The organism is Pyxidicoccus sp. M6 (assembly GCF_055568925.1).
The window spans coordinates 8,360,258-8,376,934 of sequence record NZ_CM145714.1; the positions used below are offsets into that span (position 1 = coordinate 8,360,258).

Annotated in this window: 10 protein-coding genes; 7 read left to right on the top strand and 3 right to left on the bottom strand. The window is 69.3% G+C overall.

The window, feature by feature from the left end; translation table 11 throughout:
- The first annotated feature begins 5 nt into the window (after positions 1-5).
- Positions 6-350 carry a DUF202 domain-containing protein gene (locus ACVTJA_RS32765; RefSeq protein WP_465825504.1) on the top strand — a complete coding sequence of 115 codons (345 nt, stop codon included), beginning with the start codon at positions 6-8 and terminating at the stop codon, positions 348-350.
- Positions 351-431: 81 nt separating this feature from the next.
- On the opposite strand, the gene ACVTJA_RS32770 is transcribed toward ACVTJA_RS32765, so the two are convergent.
- Positions 432-3,104 carry a winged helix-turn-helix domain-containing protein gene (locus tag ACVTJA_RS32770; protein WP_465825505.1) on the bottom strand — a complete coding sequence of 891 codons (2,673 nt, stop codon included), beginning with the start codon at positions 3,102-3,104 and terminating at the stop codon, positions 432-434.
- Between the two features lie 375 nt (positions 3,105-3,479).
- On the opposite strand from ACVTJA_RS32770, the gene ACVTJA_RS32775 reads away from it, so the two are divergent.
- Positions 3,480-6,365, top strand: a complete 2,886-nt coding sequence (locus tag ACVTJA_RS32775; protein ID WP_465825506.1) for a YncE family protein — start codon at positions 3,480-3,482, stop codon at positions 6,363-6,365.
- 146 nt (positions 6,366-6,511) lie between these two features.
- Here ACVTJA_RS32775 and ACVTJA_RS32780 read toward each other — a convergent pair whose 3' ends face one another.
- On the bottom strand, positions 6,512-6,892 hold the full coding sequence (locus tag ACVTJA_RS32780) for a hypothetical protein (RefSeq protein ID WP_465825507.1): 381 nt from the start codon (positions 6,890-6,892) through the stop codon (positions 6,512-6,514).
- Entirely contained in the window at positions 6,892-8,997 is a 2,106-nt protein-coding gene (locus ACVTJA_RS32785) for a TonB-dependent receptor plug domain-containing protein (RefSeq protein ID WP_465825508.1), read from the bottom strand. The genes ACVTJA_RS32780 and ACVTJA_RS32785 overlap by 1 nt, the downstream gene beginning before the upstream one ends.
- A 513-nt stretch (positions 8,998-9,510) precedes the next feature.
- Here ACVTJA_RS32785 and ACVTJA_RS32790 point away from each other — a divergent pair.
- From ACVTJA_RS32790 to ACVTJA_RS32810, 5 genes are all read left to right on the top strand, one after another.
- Positions 9,511-13,026, top strand: coding sequence for a hypothetical protein (locus tag ACVTJA_RS32790; RefSeq protein WP_465825509.1), 3,516 nt, complete (start codon positions 9,511-9,513; stop codon positions 13,024-13,026).
- A gap of 11 nt (positions 13,027-13,037) precedes the next feature.
- Positions 13,038-15,653, top strand: a complete 2,616-nt coding sequence (locus tag ACVTJA_RS32795) for a hypothetical protein (protein WP_465825510.1) — start codon at positions 13,038-13,040, stop codon at positions 15,651-15,653.
- 33 nt (positions 15,654-15,686) lie between these two features.
- Positions 15,687-15,947, top strand: coding sequence for a ribbon-helix-helix domain-containing protein (locus tag ACVTJA_RS32800; protein ID WP_465825511.1), 261 nt, complete (start codon positions 15,687-15,689; stop codon positions 15,945-15,947).
- Positions 15,944-16,114, top strand: coding sequence for a hypothetical protein (locus ACVTJA_RS32805; RefSeq protein ID WP_465825512.1), 171 nt, complete (start codon positions 15,944-15,946; stop codon positions 16,112-16,114). Before ACVTJA_RS32800 ends, ACVTJA_RS32805 begins: the two co-directional genes overlap by 4 nt.
- Positions 16,115-16,199: 85 nt before the next feature.
- Positions 16,200-16,667, top strand: coding sequence for a hypothetical protein (locus ACVTJA_RS32810; protein WP_465825513.1), 468 nt, complete (start codon positions 16,200-16,202; stop codon positions 16,665-16,667).
- Positions 16,668-16,677: the final 10 nt, after the last annotated feature.

Genomic DNA, 16,677 nt, shown 5'->3' on the forward strand with positions numbered 1-16,677 from the left:
AGGCGATGGATTCCTCCGAGCTCGCTCTCGAGAGCACCCACATGGCCGCGACGCGGACCCTGCTCTCGCTGGTGAGGACGGGCGCGGCCATCGCGGGAGGTGGCGCGCTCGCCACGGACCTGCTCGTCAAGGAGTGGCCGCGCTGGGTGGTGGTCGCGCTCTCCTCCGCTTTCGTCATCCTGGGCTACTCGCTGATGTGGTCCGCCTTGAAGCAGGGCCGGCGGCTGCGCGCGCAAGTCGAACGCGAGCAGCACGGAGAGGCCTTTCTCCTGCCGATCCGCGAGGTCACCGCCTGGACGGTGGCCCTACAGATCCTCATCGCGACGGTGCTGGTGCTCTACATCCTCTGAGCGCCAGCCGCGCGGACATCCGCCCTCCTGGCGAGGGACGGCGCGGACACGGCCTGTACGCGGTGGGGCGGCGGGGGCCCGTCACAGGTTGCGTTGAAGCCGCTCCTGGGCCTTCACGATGGCGGCCGTGCGCGTGGTGACCTCCAGCTTGGCGAAGACGTTCCGCAGGTGCCACTTGGTGGTGGACAGCGCCACGTTGGAGCGCTCGCTGATCTCCTGGTTGCTCAGCCCCTGCGCGAGCAGCTTGAGCATCTGCAGCTCCCGCTCGGTGAGCGGCTCCAGGGGCGCGCTGGGAGGCGCGGCGAACTCGGCCGGCATGGAGTCTCCCACCGACAGCAGGTCCTGGTAGCGCGCGGTGTACTTCTCCGGCAGCGCGAAGCTCAGCTTGCGCTGCGTGGCGGCCGCGACGATGACCTCCTGCAGCCCGGGCGTCTCGTCGAACACGCTGCGCCCGAAGCCGAACCGCTGCACCAGCGCGAAGCCCCGGTTCAGCGCGGCGAACGACGCCGAGGCATCCCCCGCGCGCCAGTGACACACGGCGATGGCCGCCAGGAGCGCCGCCTCGCGGGACACGTAGCCCACGTCGTGCGCGCTGGCCCGCAGCGTCTCCAGAATCGCCAGCGCCTTGCCCTGCCGCCCTCGCGACATCAGCACCCACGCCTGCGCGAGCCCGAGCTGCTCCCACGTCTCGTCGTAGAAGCGCTTCTCGCTCCACTCCCCGCGCCGCATCCGCTCGCCCAGCTCGAACTCCTGCGCCACCACCCGCATCCGCGCGGGCGACTGCTCCACCAGGTAGAGGCGAATCTTCTCCACGCAGACGTGGGCGAGGAAGCGCGTCTGGTTGCTGCACTCGAGCACGCTGTGCAGGTAATCCAGCAGCCGGTACGCCTCCGCGTACTTGCCGCGAATCGTCTTGATGCGGGCCAGCAGGAAGTACGGGAGCGAGAAGGTCTCGAACACCGTGGCCTGCGGAATCACCGGGAGCACCTCCACGCAGAGCGCCTCGGCCTCGTCGAGCCGGTTCTGCTCGTAGCGGGCCTTGGCCAGCGCCGTCGCCGCGTTCACCCACACCGGGTTGCGCCGGCCGCGGCTCGCGCGCTCATAGGCCTCCTCGCACCGCTCCGCCGCCTCCTTCATGTTCCCCTGGGCGCTGTCCGCCAGCGCGACGAGCACGTCCGAGTAGCCCGTCAGGAAGGGGCTGTTGAGCCCCTGGAGCGTCTCCCGCGCGCTCAGCGCGAGCCGGCGCATCGCATCGAACCGGTTCATCCGGAGCGCCTGGTACGCCTTCGCCGCCAGCACCGCGCTCGCGACGAAGACGTCCGGCTCCTCCACTCCCGGCGACGCGTCCAGCTCGACTCCGGAGACCGGGGCCGATTCGGACAGGACGGTGTGCATCAACGAGAGGTGCGCGAGGCGCTTCGACAGGCGCTCGCGCTCCGGGTCCGTCGCCGCGTACGCCTTTTCGATGCCGCGCCAGGCGTCCTCCAGCGCCGTCGTCGCGTGCGTGAAGCGGCGCGACAGGATGAGACACGCGATGTGCCCCACGCAGATGGTGGGAGAACAGATGATTTCGTCCTCCGTCAGCTTCGCCGTCCACTGGAGCACGGAGGCAATCTCGCCCTCGCGCATCCACGCCTCCACGCAGCGCGCGGTGAGCTCCAGGCACCAGCTCCGGTCCCCGGAGGCGAACGCGTGCGTGAGCGCCGGGTCCGGCATCTGGTGCTCGGCGAACCACTGGCTCGCCGCGCGGTGCAGCCGGGGCACGCGGTCCCCGAAGTCGCACGCGAGCTGCGCTCGCAGCACGTCGAGGAACAGCGGGTGGTAGCGGTACCAGCGGTGCTCGGTGTCGAGCGGCTGGATGAACAACTGCGCCCGCTCCAGGTTCGCCAGCAGCGCGGGGCCGTGGGTGATGCCCAGCATCGCGTTGCACAGCTCGCCGTTGAGGTGCTCCACCACCGAGCTCTGCACCAGGAACGCGCGCACGTCGTCGGCCTGCTCGCGCAGCACCGCGTCCGCGAGGTACCGCGCCACGTCGTGGTTGGAGCCGATGGCCTTCCTCAGCGAGTCGCTCACGCTGGCGTGCTCGCCCGCGGACAGGAGCGCCAGCTTCACGCCGGCCACCCACCCCTGCGTGCGGGACGCGAGGTAGTCCACGTCCTCGCTCGTGAGCGCCGAGCCGCACAGGCGCTGGCCCAGCTCGCGGATGGCCTCACCGTCCAGGCTCAAATCACGCCCGTCCAGCGTGACGAGCTGCTCCGTCAGCTTCAGCTTCGCCAGGTCCAGCTCCGGCACGTGGCGCGACGAGACGACCCAGTGCACGTGCGGCGGCGAGTGGTCCAGCAGGTACGAGAAGGCGCGCACCAGCGAGCGCTCGCGCAGCGCGTGGAAGTCGTCCAGCACCACCACGAGCTCGCGGCCCAGGTTCCACAGGCTGCGCAGCAGCACGGACGTCGCGTGGTCCAGCTCACTGGTGCTGTACGCGTCGAAGTCCGGCGCGACGCGGCGGATGGCGCCGACGAGGTACGAGAAGAAGCGCTCGGGCGCATTGTCCTGCTCGTCCAATGACAGCCACGCGAGCAGGTGCGGGGCGCGAGCATTCCGATACCACTGCGTCAGCAGCGTCGTCTTGCCCGAGCCGAGCGGTGCCGTCACCAGCACCAGCTTGCCGCGGATGCCCTCGTCCACCTTCCGCAGCGCGGCGCCGCGCGTCACCAGCACGGAGGCCGTCTGCGGCGGCGAGAGCTTCGTTGGCAACAGATGCCAGAGCCGCTCTCCGGAGGGTGCCTCGGCGCCTGCCAGCCCCGTCGCCGGCGAATGACGATTCCCAGATGTGTTTCGAAGGCTCGGCATGGGCACGCTCCCCTTCGGCCGAATGCGTCAGCGAGTAGACCACGGAAGCCGCGTAAATCACCCCTAGTGTGAACCATGCGGGCGCACGATGAGTGTCATGAAACGCACACCGCATCGCGTCACAGGCGAAGGAGTTGTTCGTTAGCTACGCAACGCACCGTGTCAGGCATTGCTCCGCGTGCGAGGAGGGGCCGTTCCCCCTCCCTTCGGTGGGGGCGATGTCACGAAATCCCCTGGTATTCCCGAAGTGCAACGCTTCCCCGTCCCGAGGAGGTCCGTATGGTGAGTACCCAGCAAGTGGGCGCAAGCAGAAGTCGCTGGCGCGCTCGAGCCGTTTCGTTGTGCGCCGCCGTGTCCCTGTTGACTGCATTCACCGCCGCCGCGCAGTCGCCCGCGTTCATCGAGTTCGACAGCGCGCACGTACGTCCGCTGGCCATCTCTCCGGATGGGACGAAGCTGTTCGCCGTCAACACGCCGGACAACCGGCTGGAGATCTTCAACATCAGCAGCGCCGGCCTCACGCTGGCCGCCGAAGTCCCGGTGGGCCTGGAGCCCGTCTCCGTCGCCGTGCGCAGCAACACCGAGGTCTGGGTGGTGAACCACCTCTCGGACAGCGTCAGCGTGGTGAGCCTGAGCGGCACGCCGCGCGTGGTGCGCACGCTGCTCGTGGGTGACGAGCCGCGCGACATCGTCTTCGCCGGCACCAACGGATATGCCTTCATCACCACCGCGCACCGCGGCCAACAGCGCACGGACGCGTCCATCTCCGGCGTGCCCGGCGCGGGCGACCCGCAGCTGACCACGGCCAGCGTGGGCCGCGCGGACGTCTGGGTGTTCAACCCGGCCTCGCTGGGCACGACGCTCGGTGGCACGCCGCTGCGCATCGTGACGCTCTTCGGTGACACGCCGCGCGGTCTGGCCACCAGCCCGGACAAGAAGATTGTCTATGCGGCCATCGCCCAGTCCGGCAACCAGACGACGACCGTCAACCTGGAAGGCGTCTGCAACGGCTTCGACAAGGCGGGCATGTGCCTCGTGTTCCCCGACACGTGGCCCTGGGGGAACAACCTCATGCCGGGCGGCCTGCCCGGACCGTCCACGAACATCGAGGGCAAGAAGGCGCCGGAGACCGGCCTCATCGTCAAGTGGAACGCCTCCGCCGGGCAGTGGCAGGACACGCTCGGCCGCAACTTCAACAACGGCGTGCGCCTCCGCCTGCCGGACAAGGACGTGTTCGCCATCGACGCGGACCGCCTGACGGAGACGGCCTTCTACACGGGCGTGGGCACCACCATCTTCAACCTCGCCACCAACCCGAAGTCGGGCGCCATCTACGCGTCCAACAGCGAAGCCAACAACCTGACCCGCTTCGAGGGCCCGGGTGAGTTCGGCGGCAGCACGGTGCAGGGCAACCTGGCGAAGATGCGCATCACCGTCATCGCCGGTGGCACCGTCACCCCGCGCCACCTCAACAAGCACATCGACTACTCGAAGCTGGCTGGGAAGCCCGGCTTCGACTCCACGGCGAAGAACCACACCCTCTCCACGCCGACGGAGATGGTCGTCTCCCAGGACGGCACGAAGCTGTACGTGGCCGCGTTCAGCTCCAGCAAGGTCGGCGTCTTCGACACGGCCGCGCTGGAGAGCAACGCCTTCGACCCGCGCACCGCGAGCGCCAACTACATCCCCGTCACCGGCGGTGGCCCCAGCGGCCTCGTGCTGGACGAGGCTCGCAACCGCCTCTACGTGATGACCCGCTTCGACAACGCGGTGAAGGTCATCGACCTCGCCACCAAGGGCCAGGTGGCCTCGGCGGCGCTGTACAACCCGGAGCCCTCCTCCGTCGTGCAGGGCCGCCCGTTCCTCTACGACGCCTCCTTCTCGTCGGCCAACGGCGAGTCGTCCTGCGCCAGCTGCCACATCTTCGGCGACAAGGACGAGCTGGCCTGGGACCTGGGCAACCCGGATGACGTCGTGACGTCCAACCCCATCGACAAGCGCCTCGCGAGCGACCTCGAGATTGGCCTGTTCCGCACGTTCACCGGTCACCCGGCCTCGGACGTCAACGGCACCAACGACGAGAACTCGTTCCACCCGATGAAGGGCCCCATGACGACGCAGACCCTGCGCGGCATGAACAACCAGGGTGCCATGCACTGGCGTGGAGACCGCGCGAACGGCTTCTTCGGCGCCGGCGCGTACGACGAGGAGCTGTCGTTCAAGAACTTCATCGTCGCCTTCCCCGGGCTGCTCGGACGCGCTTCGCAGCCGACGGAGGCGGAGATGAACAAGTTCACGACGTTCCAGCTCCAGGTGCAGCTGCCGCCCAACCCCGTGCGCAAGCTGGACAACACGCTCACCGCCTCGCAGCAGGCCGGCAAGGACTTCTACTTCGGCAGCCGCCGCGTGGACGGCATCGCGATTGGCGCCGACAACGGCTTCAACTGCAACGGCTGCCACGTCGTCGACGCTTCGCAGGGCTTCTTCGGCACGGACGGCAAGGCGAGCTTCGAGGGCATCACGCAGATCGTGAAGATTCCCCACACGCGCAACATGTACACGAAGGTCGGCATGTTCGGCTTCCCGGACAACAGCTTCTTCACGCACCCCGAGTCGGGGCAGCTGGGAGACCAGGTCCGCGGCTTCGGCTTCACGAACGACGGCGCGGTGGACACGCTGTTCCGCTTCTTCAGCGCCATCGTGTTCACGAACACCAGCATCGGTGGACCGCTGGTGGGCTTCCAGAACGACACCCAGCGCCGCGACGTGGAGGCCTTCATGCTGGCGTCGGACACCGACCTGGCGCCCATCGTCGGCCAGCAGATCACCCTCAACAACGGCAACGCCTCCGCCGTGGGTGCGCGCGTCGACCTGCTGATTGCCCGCGCCAAGGCGCCGTTCGTGTCCAAGATCCTCGGCGGCAACACGTACGAGGCGGACCTGGTGGCGAAGGCGGCGCTGGCGGGCCGGGTGAAGGGCTTCCTGTTCGACCGCGTGGCTGGCACGTGGAAGCCGGATGACGGCAGCGCGAACATCACCACCGCGGCGCTCCGCGCGCTGGCCAACACGGCTGGCCAGGAGGTGACGTTTACCGCGGTTCCTCCGGGCTCCGGCGTGCGCGTCGCGCTCGACCGGAACCTGGACGGCCGGCTCGACGGCCAGTAGCCGCACGTGCACGGCGGGCCCCCACCCGCCGCTGACGTCCGTCCGGGTGTAAGCCCGGACACCCTGCTCCCCGCCCCCGCTCACCCGGGGGCGGGGTTTCTATTTCCAGCTCGGCTCGACTCCACGCCCAGTCTGGCTCCGAGCGCTCAGGTCGGCTCGCCGCAGACTCCGTCAATCGCGGTGCCCGAAGCTCCCACGCAGGCGCCACTCACGCAGTCGCGGTCCGTGAAGCACGCCTCTCCGTCCGCTCGCGACTTCACGCACGTCCCGTAGCGGTCTCCCGGCGTGAAATGGTTGGAGCACGTCAGTGCCTTCTCGCACTCGGCCGCCACCGTGCAGGAATCGCCTTCGCCGCGCAGCGGGTAGTCGCAGATGCCTCGCGGCGCGGGTCCGTCTTCTCCGCTCGGGAAGCTGCACACCAGGTCATCCGGGCACGCATTCCCCGCGTCGCACGCCTCACCCAGCCCCGAGGCGCAGCCCATGCCCAACACCATCACGCACAGCCACGGCATCATCATCTGGCGCATCACAGCGAAGCCTCCAGGGAGAGCACCGCGGAGCGGCCCGGCTCGTCCACGCCGGAGCCATGGGTGCGGTACGTCGCATCGAACAGGTTCTGCAGCGTCAGCGCCGCTGACAGTCGCTTGCCCAGCCTCGCCCCGCCCCTCGCGTGGAAGACGATGAAGCCCGGCGTGCGCGCGCAGTCCGGCACCTCCGCGCAGGTGCGGATGTCCAGCATGTCCGCCGCGGAGAAGTCATCCTGCGCCAGCGCCCAGCGCGTCACGCCCTCCACGAAGAACGTCTCGCTCGGCTCCCACGTCGCGCGCACCAGCCCGTTGAGCGGCGGCGTGCGTGACAGCGGCTCCAGGATGAGTGGCTGCCCCTCCGCCGTGAGGTCCCTCCGCTTCTGCCGCGTGTGCGTGTACGTGGCGTGCGTCGCCAACGTCAGCGACGGCAGCACCTTCACGGACACCGCCGCCTCCACCGCGTGGATGTCCGCGCGCTCGCGGTTCTGCCGCGTGAGGTACGGCACTCCGTCCGGGTTGAGCTCCTGCCCGTCCAGCAGCGTCGGCACGTTGCCCACCAGTCCGTCCACCAGGGTGAAGGCATAGAAGAGCTGCGCCCCCACCGGGCCCCGGTCCACGCGCGTGCCCAGCTCGGCCGTGTAGGACTGCTCGGGGTGCAGGTCCCTTCCCGGCACGAGATAGCCCGGGCCTTCCGCGCCCAGGCGCAGGTAGTCGTCGATGTTCGGCGCGCGGAAGCCCGAGCCCAGGTTGAGGAGCACCGAGATGCCGTCCGCCACCCGCTGCCTCACGCCGAGCTCACCGGCCAGCCCCACCGCGCTCTGCGTCGTCGCGGGCAGCACCGGCAGCGGGACGCTCGCGTCGGGGAACAGCGCCGCGAGCCGCGCGTCCTCGGGCAGCGACACGCGGTGGAGCTGGGCGCGCAGGCCCGCGTGGTACGAGAAGGGACGGGCCACGTCGCTCGACAGCAGGCCGAAGACTCCGGCCGCCAGGGCCGTGGGCGTGCCCGGGTAGCGCGCGTCCTCGGGCCTGGGTGCGAAGTCCAGCATCTCTCCCGACAGCTCGCTGCGCCCGAAGGAGCTCGACGCCTTGTCGTGGAAGACCTCCACTCCGAAGAGCGGCGCGGGCGCGCCGGGCAGCGCGTCCACCGGCGACGCCTCGCCTTCCGCGCGCACACCCACCGTCCACACATTCACGTCGTCGCGATCCAGCCTGTCTCTCGACACGCGGAAGCGGTCCACCTGCTCGGCCTGCCGGTGCACGCTGAATTCCAGCGCGCCCCGCCGCAGCCAGCCGGAGCTCGTCTGCTCCAGCCGCGCGTGCGCGAAGTCACGCTCCTGGTCGCTGAAGCGCCGGAAGTCTCCCGGCACCGAGCGGTCCAACCGCGGCGCGTCCGACTGCCGCACGCCCTGGTACTGGAGGTAGAGCTGGAGCCCCGGCTTCAGGCGCTGGCGCACCTTCAGCGCCGCGTCTCCTTCCTGGTAGCCCGTGTAGCGCTGCACGCCTACGCGCTCTCCGCCGCGCAAGTCATTGAAGTCGCGCAGCGTGAGCGCGCCGGCCACCGCCGTGTCCTGGAGCGACACGCCCGCGCGCAGGTGCCCCTGCAGGCTCTCGTCCGCGCTGCCCGCCTGCGCGCGCACGGTGCCGATGGGCGTAGCCTCCGACGCGAAGCGAGGCCAGAAGGTGCGCACGTTGACGACTCCGCCCAGTGCGTCCGAGCCGTACAGCACCGAGCCCGGCCCGCGCACCACTTCCAGCTGCTCCACGAGGAACGGGTCCACCGTGTTGAGGTACTGGTTGGGCCCCGAGCGCACGGTGCCGTTGTTCAGCCGCACGCCGTCCACGAGCAGCAGCACGTGCTGCCCGTACAGGCCTCGGAGGATGGGCGCGCCGCCGCCGTGGTTCGTCTTCTGGAGGAAGACGCCTTCGGATTCGAAGAGCGCTTCCGGCGTGGTGCGTGCGGGCCGGCGCGCCAGGTCCTCGCGCGTCACCACCGACATGGCGCGGGGCTGGCTCGACGTGGGCTGGGGCGCCCGCGTGGCCGTCACCACCGTCTGGGGGATGACTGGCTCCACTCCGGACTCCGGCTCGACATCGGCGACTGGCATGGGGAACGCTGGAGGGCCAGAAGCCGCGGGCGACTCCTCTAACGGGGCGGGCACCTCTTCTTGGGGCAGGAGGGTCCGCGGAGCGTCACCGGTTTGCGTGTCAGGACTTTCCGGCGCCTGTTCTTGCGCGGCGCGGGCCAGGGCGATGGGCGCGCCGGACAGGGCACAACACGCCAGCAGGACGAAGGGGCGAAGGGACATGGGGCCCGGAGTCTCCTACGCCCGTTCCCCTCCAGGAAAGACGCTCCCCTTCTGCCGCTGTCGGACGCACCCATCAGGCATGAAGGGGCCGTGGCATCGAGCGCCGCGCCGCCGGCCCCGGGCCACCCCTCGGTCGGCCGCTTGCCTGGAGCGCCCGTGGCGTCACATCCTCCGAGGCGCGCGCTCTACCTTCCCTGGGGATTCCGCGCGCGGACGCGGCCCAAGGGGGAGGCCATGCCAGACGGGACCAGGAAGCCGGGAGGTCCACCGCATCCTTTGGGTGGCGGTGCTGTCCACGAGGAAGCCCGCCCCTTGAAATGGGACGAGCTGACCGGCGAGCAGCAGCAGGTCGTGGTCAAGGTGCACGAGTGGCTCGTCGAGTTCGTCGGTCGCAAACAGGAGCCTTCCGGGCCAACCGCGCGGTTCACCCCCTTCGACTACCAGCAGCTTTTCGAGCGCCGCCCTTGCAATGTCATCCTCATTGACGGCGGGCGTGGCAGCGGCAAGACGAGCGTGCTCCTCACCCTCCTGTCGCTCTGGCAGAAGTCCGCCGCGGGAGAGGCCTTGGACACGTTCACGAAGGATTGGGATGCGCCGAGTGACCCGCCCCGTCCCGAAGAGCGCCGGTTCAATCCCAAAAACCAGGTCGTCGAACTCCTCACGGGAGGTCCCCTCGCGCGCAAGCTGGTCCCGGTGCTCCCGCTCGACCTGCAGCCCCTCCCCGAATCCGCTTCCATCCTTCAGTGGATTGCCGCCCGCATCATGGAGTTCGTGGACCACCTGGAGATACCCTGCTCCACCGAGCCCGCGCAGCAGATGCCTCAGGCCATCGCAAGCTGGGAGCCGCGCTGGGAGCGAGAGAGAGAGTCGCGCAAGGCGTTCCGGGAGTTCCTCCAGTGCTCAGCGCTCGGCTGGGACAGCAACCTCCCGCAGCGCCGCGGAAGCCTCGACTCGGACACATACGCGGAGGAGCTCAAGTACGGTGAGAGCGCCCGGCTCGGCATGGCGGACCGCTGGCGGTACTTCGTCGATGCGGTCATCAAGGATGCCCACCAGCTCTGGCCCCGGCTCGTCGATAGCGACGCACGCCTCGTCATTCCCATCGACGATGCGGACATGAATCCCCACCACTGCGTGCAGCTCCTGCTGCTCCTGCGCACCCTGTGGACCTCTCGCGTCGTCTTCGTGCTGACAGGCGAGAGCGAGCTGTTCGTCAAGACACTCCACTTCCACTGCATGCGGCTGATGCGCTACCCGCCCAATGTCAGCACTCCCTTCTCACCGGAGGAACTGGCGTCCGTGGACGTCAACCCCACCCCCCGCAGCGTCGCGCTCCAGTTCTACGACAAGGTCATCCCACCGGCGCACCGCTTCAGGATCCATGCCTTGGAAGGCGGCGAACGACTGACCTTGCTGAGGGGCGCACTCGATGTCCCCATCGAGCGCGATGCGAGCGAATCGGGACTGCCACCGGCAAGGCTCGCGGATTACTTCGACATGGTCCCGTTGCTCCGCGAAGGGCTGCCGAAATCCGTGCGGCGCGCCCTGAACTCCGAGGCGGTCATCGTACGCTACCCGCGCGCCAGCGAGCGCGTCCGCAAACTCTGGCAACACGAGGTGCAGAATGGAGACTGGCAACACGAGGAACGGACGGCGCTCGAGCAATTTCTCCAGCTCAGCCCCGAGCGGGAGTTGCGGCTCTCCCTGAGGGGAAGGTTCAAGCACCAGCCATCCCCGTTGGCCTCCCTTCCCACCATGCAGGGCGAGTTGCTCCGGGTGCGCAGCATCACCGGTTATAAGTTCGAGACCTCATTCCCAAACCGCGAGGAGCCACGCGAGCTCCCCGAAATCCTGACGTACTTGCTGTTACTCGCGGCTTCGGTGACGGCCGACGGGCTCGGTGGACATTTCGTCACACCGAGCCCAGACCTTTCTGCGCACGCCTATCCGCTCGCGGAGTCCATCCTCCCGGCCCCCTGGCGCCCCGCGATTCAACTGTCGTTTCACTGGCCCATGCCACTCTGGCGGGCGCCGGTGGACTTCATGCTTTTCGACCAGTTCTGGAACGAGCAGGTCCCCACGATGCGGGTGAGCAACGATGCTGGAACCCGGATGGAAGGGGAACTGGTCCGCCTCTATCTCACCGGCATCGTCGCCGTGGGAGCGACGCGACGGCCCCTGCCACCGAAGGAGAACGTCCCTCTGAACTGGGAGGAGCTCACGAAGCCGCTGGTCGAAGACGCGCGAGCTCGCATGGGGAATCCAGACCAGAGCTTGACGCAGAGGACACACCGCTTTCGCGTGTGGCTCTCCGAGGCGATGCTGCTCGCCGCTCCCGAGTACGGGCTCTCTCCAGAGGTCGCCAATGGCCTGCTTGCGGCATGGTTGCAACCCCTGGAGCGCTTCGAGCATCTGCCCGCGCTGCTCTCCGAGCTGAAGCAGCACCGCAGAACGCGGGCCCAGCGCGCCCTGGAGCGTGCCGGTCAGCAGGGCATGAGCGCCGAGGAGCTACTGGCATCCCTTGACGAAAGCCATCCCCAACACGAATGGGGGACGAAGATTGAACAGCGAAAACCGCGCGTGAAGCCGATTCAGGAGACACTCGTCGCGGCGCTCGCCAGCATCACCATCCGGCATCACCACGGCGTCGGCGTACAGCACCCCTCCACGCTCGGCGAATACCTGGAACGGCTCGACGTCAGCACGAACCTCGTGCTCACGGACGCGGAGATGGAGACGCTGACGCGCACCCTTCGTGCCTATTCCGGTTCCCAGGGCAGCGCACTCCAGGCGCTCGCGGACCTATGGAACCAATTTCACGACGGCAGGCCCGAGGAAGCCATGGGCTGTCCGCGGAATGCCTTCCAGATGGACGGAAGGCTTGCTGAGCTCCAGCTAACTCGTCCGTTGAAGCAGCTCGTCGACTACCCCCGCTCCCCGGAGCGGCCCAGCCCGGAGCACAAGCTGCACCCCTTGCGGCTACCGGACAACCTGCTCCTCCCCATCTGGGGACTGGACGTGCACGAGTTCGAACCCTGGTTGAAGGCGCCCTCGCGCGTGTGCCAGGGATTGCTCCAGGTGGCCCACGACATCCAGGCGGACGAGCAGGACCACGAGCCCCTTCCCCTGCTCGGGGAGCCCGTTACCACGCAGGTCCAGCGTGCGATGAGGGGCGCACTGCCCCAGGTGTCCACGCGGCTTCGCATGGGCAGCCATGACCTGCAAGTGGACTGGCTGGGGCCGTGGTGGCCCACCTTCCTCGATTGGAAGCTCGCGCACGAGGTGTGGAGCCAAGCCTTCCACGGCCTCATGAGACTGCCAACGCAGCTCGCCCTGGGGAACACCCTCGAGCACGCCGCCATCGGAGCGCTCGCGCATGCGGTGCTGGAGGGCACGTCGCGAATCTGGCGCAAACGCACGGCGGAGCCCGTCCTCATCGACATGAAGACGGACGCGGCCGCGCTGACGGACGACGGACATCAACTCCTCGGTCTCGCCGCGTCGTCCGTGGTCGGGCGCCGACAGACGCGACTCGCGGAGTGGGTGGCGGGGGCCGCGACCCTCTTCGGGGCACCCGAGGTGGGACTCCCTCCTGAGCTTGCAGCTGGTTTCCTGGGCCCCTGGAGCGAACATGGCACGGTGGCCTCCGAAATCATCCGGAGCCTGCGGCGTGAGCGACTGCGGGTCGCGCTGGTGCGAGAGGGCTCCCGCGCCGAACCCAATGACGTGTCGGAGCTGCAATCACAAATCGATCAGGCCACGCCGGGTCATCCCTGGCACGACTTCGTCGGCCGCGAGCCCTCCCCGACGCCCCCCGAGAGGAAGTGATGCCCTCGCCCATGCCCAGCGAGCACCTCGCGGTGGAGATGGCGGCCTGGCCTTTCTGGTCCGAGCCGGCCTTTCGTGGCTGCTTCCTCGCGCTGGAGCGGACCTCGCTGGGAGCGCAAGGCGACGCCACCGCGAAGCTCTCGCAGGCGATGATGGACCATCTGCGTCCCAGGGCGCGGGGCACCTCGCTGGAGGTGCTGTACCAGGTGCGCAACCAGGTCTGGTTCGAGCCCCGGGATGCCTCGGGCTTCCTCCAGGGCCACGAGGTGCGCCTGGCGCGCTTCCTGGAGGCGCTCGCCGACCAGAGCCTCATGTCCACGGGAGGTCAGGTGGCCGTGAGGGACGGTCCTCCCGGACACGAGTGGCATGTGGCCCGCTGGCGCTGGCTGTCGCTCGCGCTGCCGCCGGACCTGCTGCTCGCCGCCCATGCATCCCTCGTTGGCGAGGAGCCCCGGTGCGATCACGTCTCGCTCGGCGCACGGCACCTGGCCCGGTTCTTCGGCGAGGAGGGCGTGGCGCACGTTCACCTCCACCTGGGCGCGGCCCTCTCCTTCGACCTGCTGTGGACCAACCTGATGACGCGCGTAGGTTCGGAGGACTTCGAGTCGAGCTCGCTGGGGCGCACCGATGCGCCGCCCTTCGGCGGCGGGAAGGCGTTCCTCTCCTGGCTGATGACCGCCGCGCTGGCGCGTGTGTCCCTGGCCTCCTTTCTCTGGCACCACCGGGAGGACCTGCACGCGTTCCTCGCGGAGCTGACGCGGCGCAGACGCATGGACTCCGCCGTGCACCTCGCGGTACTGCACGCGCTTCAGCGGGGCCAGCAGCCGCTGCCGCCGGGCGCGCTGCGTCCCGTGCTCCGCCGCCTCACGGGTCCTCCGTCCCAGCGATTGCCCACCAGCACCGAGGACGTGGCCCGCGCGGATCCGCTCTTCCGCTGGAAGACCCCGGAGACGGGCCTGCCGGAGCTGCACTTCCTCCACGCCTGTCTCCGCTACCTACGCGCGGCGCCGCCCACCCCGAGCACAGAGCTGTTCGAGCGCCTCTTCTGGCAGTACGTCCGCATCCGCGGACGCACCTACCGGTACCTCGTGCAGGAGCCCGGCACGGCGGGACTGGACTGGTTCTCCACCCACTTCCAGCGCATCCAGGGTCTGCGCCGCGGGCTGGACGGCGCGATGATGATGGCGGCCCTGGCTCTGGAGGGCCGAGGCCCCACGCGGCTGAAGTCCCTGGAGGTCCGCACGTCGCCTCCGGAGTCGTGGGCGGACGTGTACCACCTGGTCCACGGCATCGCCGCCGCACGCGAGCCGCGCGGCTGCCACCCGGAGCGAGGACTCGTCCTCCACTTCACCAAGCAGCTCCGCCATGCCAGCGGGCGCCCGCACGCGGACCCGAGGTTCCCCACCTACAACTGCCGCTACGGCGCGTACTTCCACGCCGCCTCGAGACAGGTGCGCGCAGTGGAGACGGCGCTGGATCGCCACCCGGAGCTGCTCGTGGTGCTGCGCGGCTTCGACATCTGCAGCCTGGAGTTGGCGATGCCCTCCTGGGTGTTCGCCCCGCTCTTCGAGCGGCTTCGCCGGTGCTCGACGGCGGCCTCGGCGAGGCTCGCGCAGGACGGCGACGTGCCGCCCTTCCGCTTCACGCTGCACGCGGGCGAGGACTTCCGGCGGCTGTCGGAGGGCCTGCGCCGCATCGCGGAGCCCCTTGAGTTCGGCATCCTCCACCCGGGAGACCGGCTGGGCCACGCGGTGGCGCTGGGCGTGGACCCCGTCGCGTGGGCCGGATACTCGAGGGCCATCTACCAGCCCGCCGAGGAGCGACTGGAGGACCTGCTGTGGGAGCTGGACCTCTACCGCCACGGCCAGCTTCCCACCCACAGCGCGCGGCTGGAGCAACTCCACTCCTGGATTGATGAACTGGCGCACCACATCTACGGCCCACTGGTGCGCTGGAGGGACAGGACGTCGGCGCTGTTGCAGGCGCGCGCGCGGCGGTACACCTCCGCGTGGCTGGAGCACCTCGGCTACCCATTCATGGGGGCTCTGGCCCACCCTGCTTCCACGCGCTCGCTCGGGCCCCGGCGGGACGCAGCCGGGCAATTGCTCTGCGCGTACCTCACGGACCCGGGCGTCTATGCGCGCGGGCAGACGCCGCAGGAAGTGTTCGTGGACGAGGGCGAAGTGCGGATGCTGCGCGACGCGCAGCGATACCTGCGCCAGCTCATCGCAAGCCGCGCCATGACGGTGGAGGCAAATCCCTCCAGCAACATGCTCATCGGCGACCTGCCCCTGGACGAGCACCCCGTCTTCTCACTCCAGCCGCTGCACCGCGCGGCGGACCCGGACGTGGCCCCGGTGCTGGTAGGCCTGGGCGATGACGATCCCATCACCTTCGCGAGCTGCCTTCCGGACGAAATCTGCCACATGTACCACGCGCTGATCCGCCGGGGCATCGCCGCCTCGGACGCAATGCAGTGGCTGGACACGCTGCGGCGCAACGGCCTGCGCGCCCGCTTCACGCTGGAGGCCTCGCGCTTCAAGGCGCGCCCGGCGCGAGCCTCTCGGACGGCACTTTTTTTGACGGAGCGCCTGCCTGCCCGCCTAATGCCGCGGACAGGTCGGTAGCGGCCTGTAGCAGCTACGCCCGGAGGAAGTCCGATGCAGGATGGAAGCGCCAGCCCCATGAGCCCCGAGGCTCCATCGTCACCGGCCGCCGCCGAGGCGCCCGTCGCCGCGCGCGGTCCCGAGGCCGACATCGTCTCCACCCACGTCCTCGTGCCGGAGGAGCAGGTCCAGAAGCTTCGCGAGCTGGCCCGCCGTACCCGTATCCACCAGAGCGAGTACCTCCGCGAGGCGGTGGATGACCTCCTCGGCAAGTACGGCCACGGCGCGCCCAAGAAGGAGGAAGGCCAGTCATGAGCGCCGTCGCCGTCGTGCCCCGCACGTCGTCGCGCACCCGCGAGGCCGTACCCGCCGCGCTCGTACGCGACTCGGACGCCGTGCGCACGCCGCGCACCCGCCTGGCCTCCGAGCGGCCGGCCTCCATCCGCGAGGCCATCGTCCGCTGGTTGGACCAGGAGCTGTGAGTCCCGCGCCCGGCCCCTCCCTGGAGGCCGGGCCGCGCGACGGGATACGTTGGGGACTCCTCTTTCATAGGAGTTCCCACACCCCATGCGTCTTTCCATCCTGACGGCCGTCCTGGCCTTCGCCGCCGCCGGCTGTGCGAGCTCGGGTGGCTTCGACAAGCTCTACCCCGGCATGTCGTCCCGCGAGGTCGTGGATGCGATGGGCAATGGCCCCTCGCGCGCGCAGGAGTTCCCCGACAAGTCCACCGCCTGGTACTACGGCGAGGACCGCTGCGTGCTCATGCGCGACGACAAGCTGGTCTCCAAGGCCACCTCCGAGGACCGCACGTCGGTGGACACGCCCATCGTCTCCGTGCGCGACACCTCGAAGGCGCTCTGCGCGCCCGAGGGCTACGCGGCCGGCGAGAAGCGTGAGCAGGAAATCGACACGCCCATCGGCACCTTCCGGGGGAACATCGACCCGTCCGGCGCGGTGAAGAAGGTGAAGGAGATGGTGACGGGCAAGGAAGAGGCGCCCGAGAAGTCCGAGCAGGCCACCACGCCCGCGCCTTGAGCCCATCACC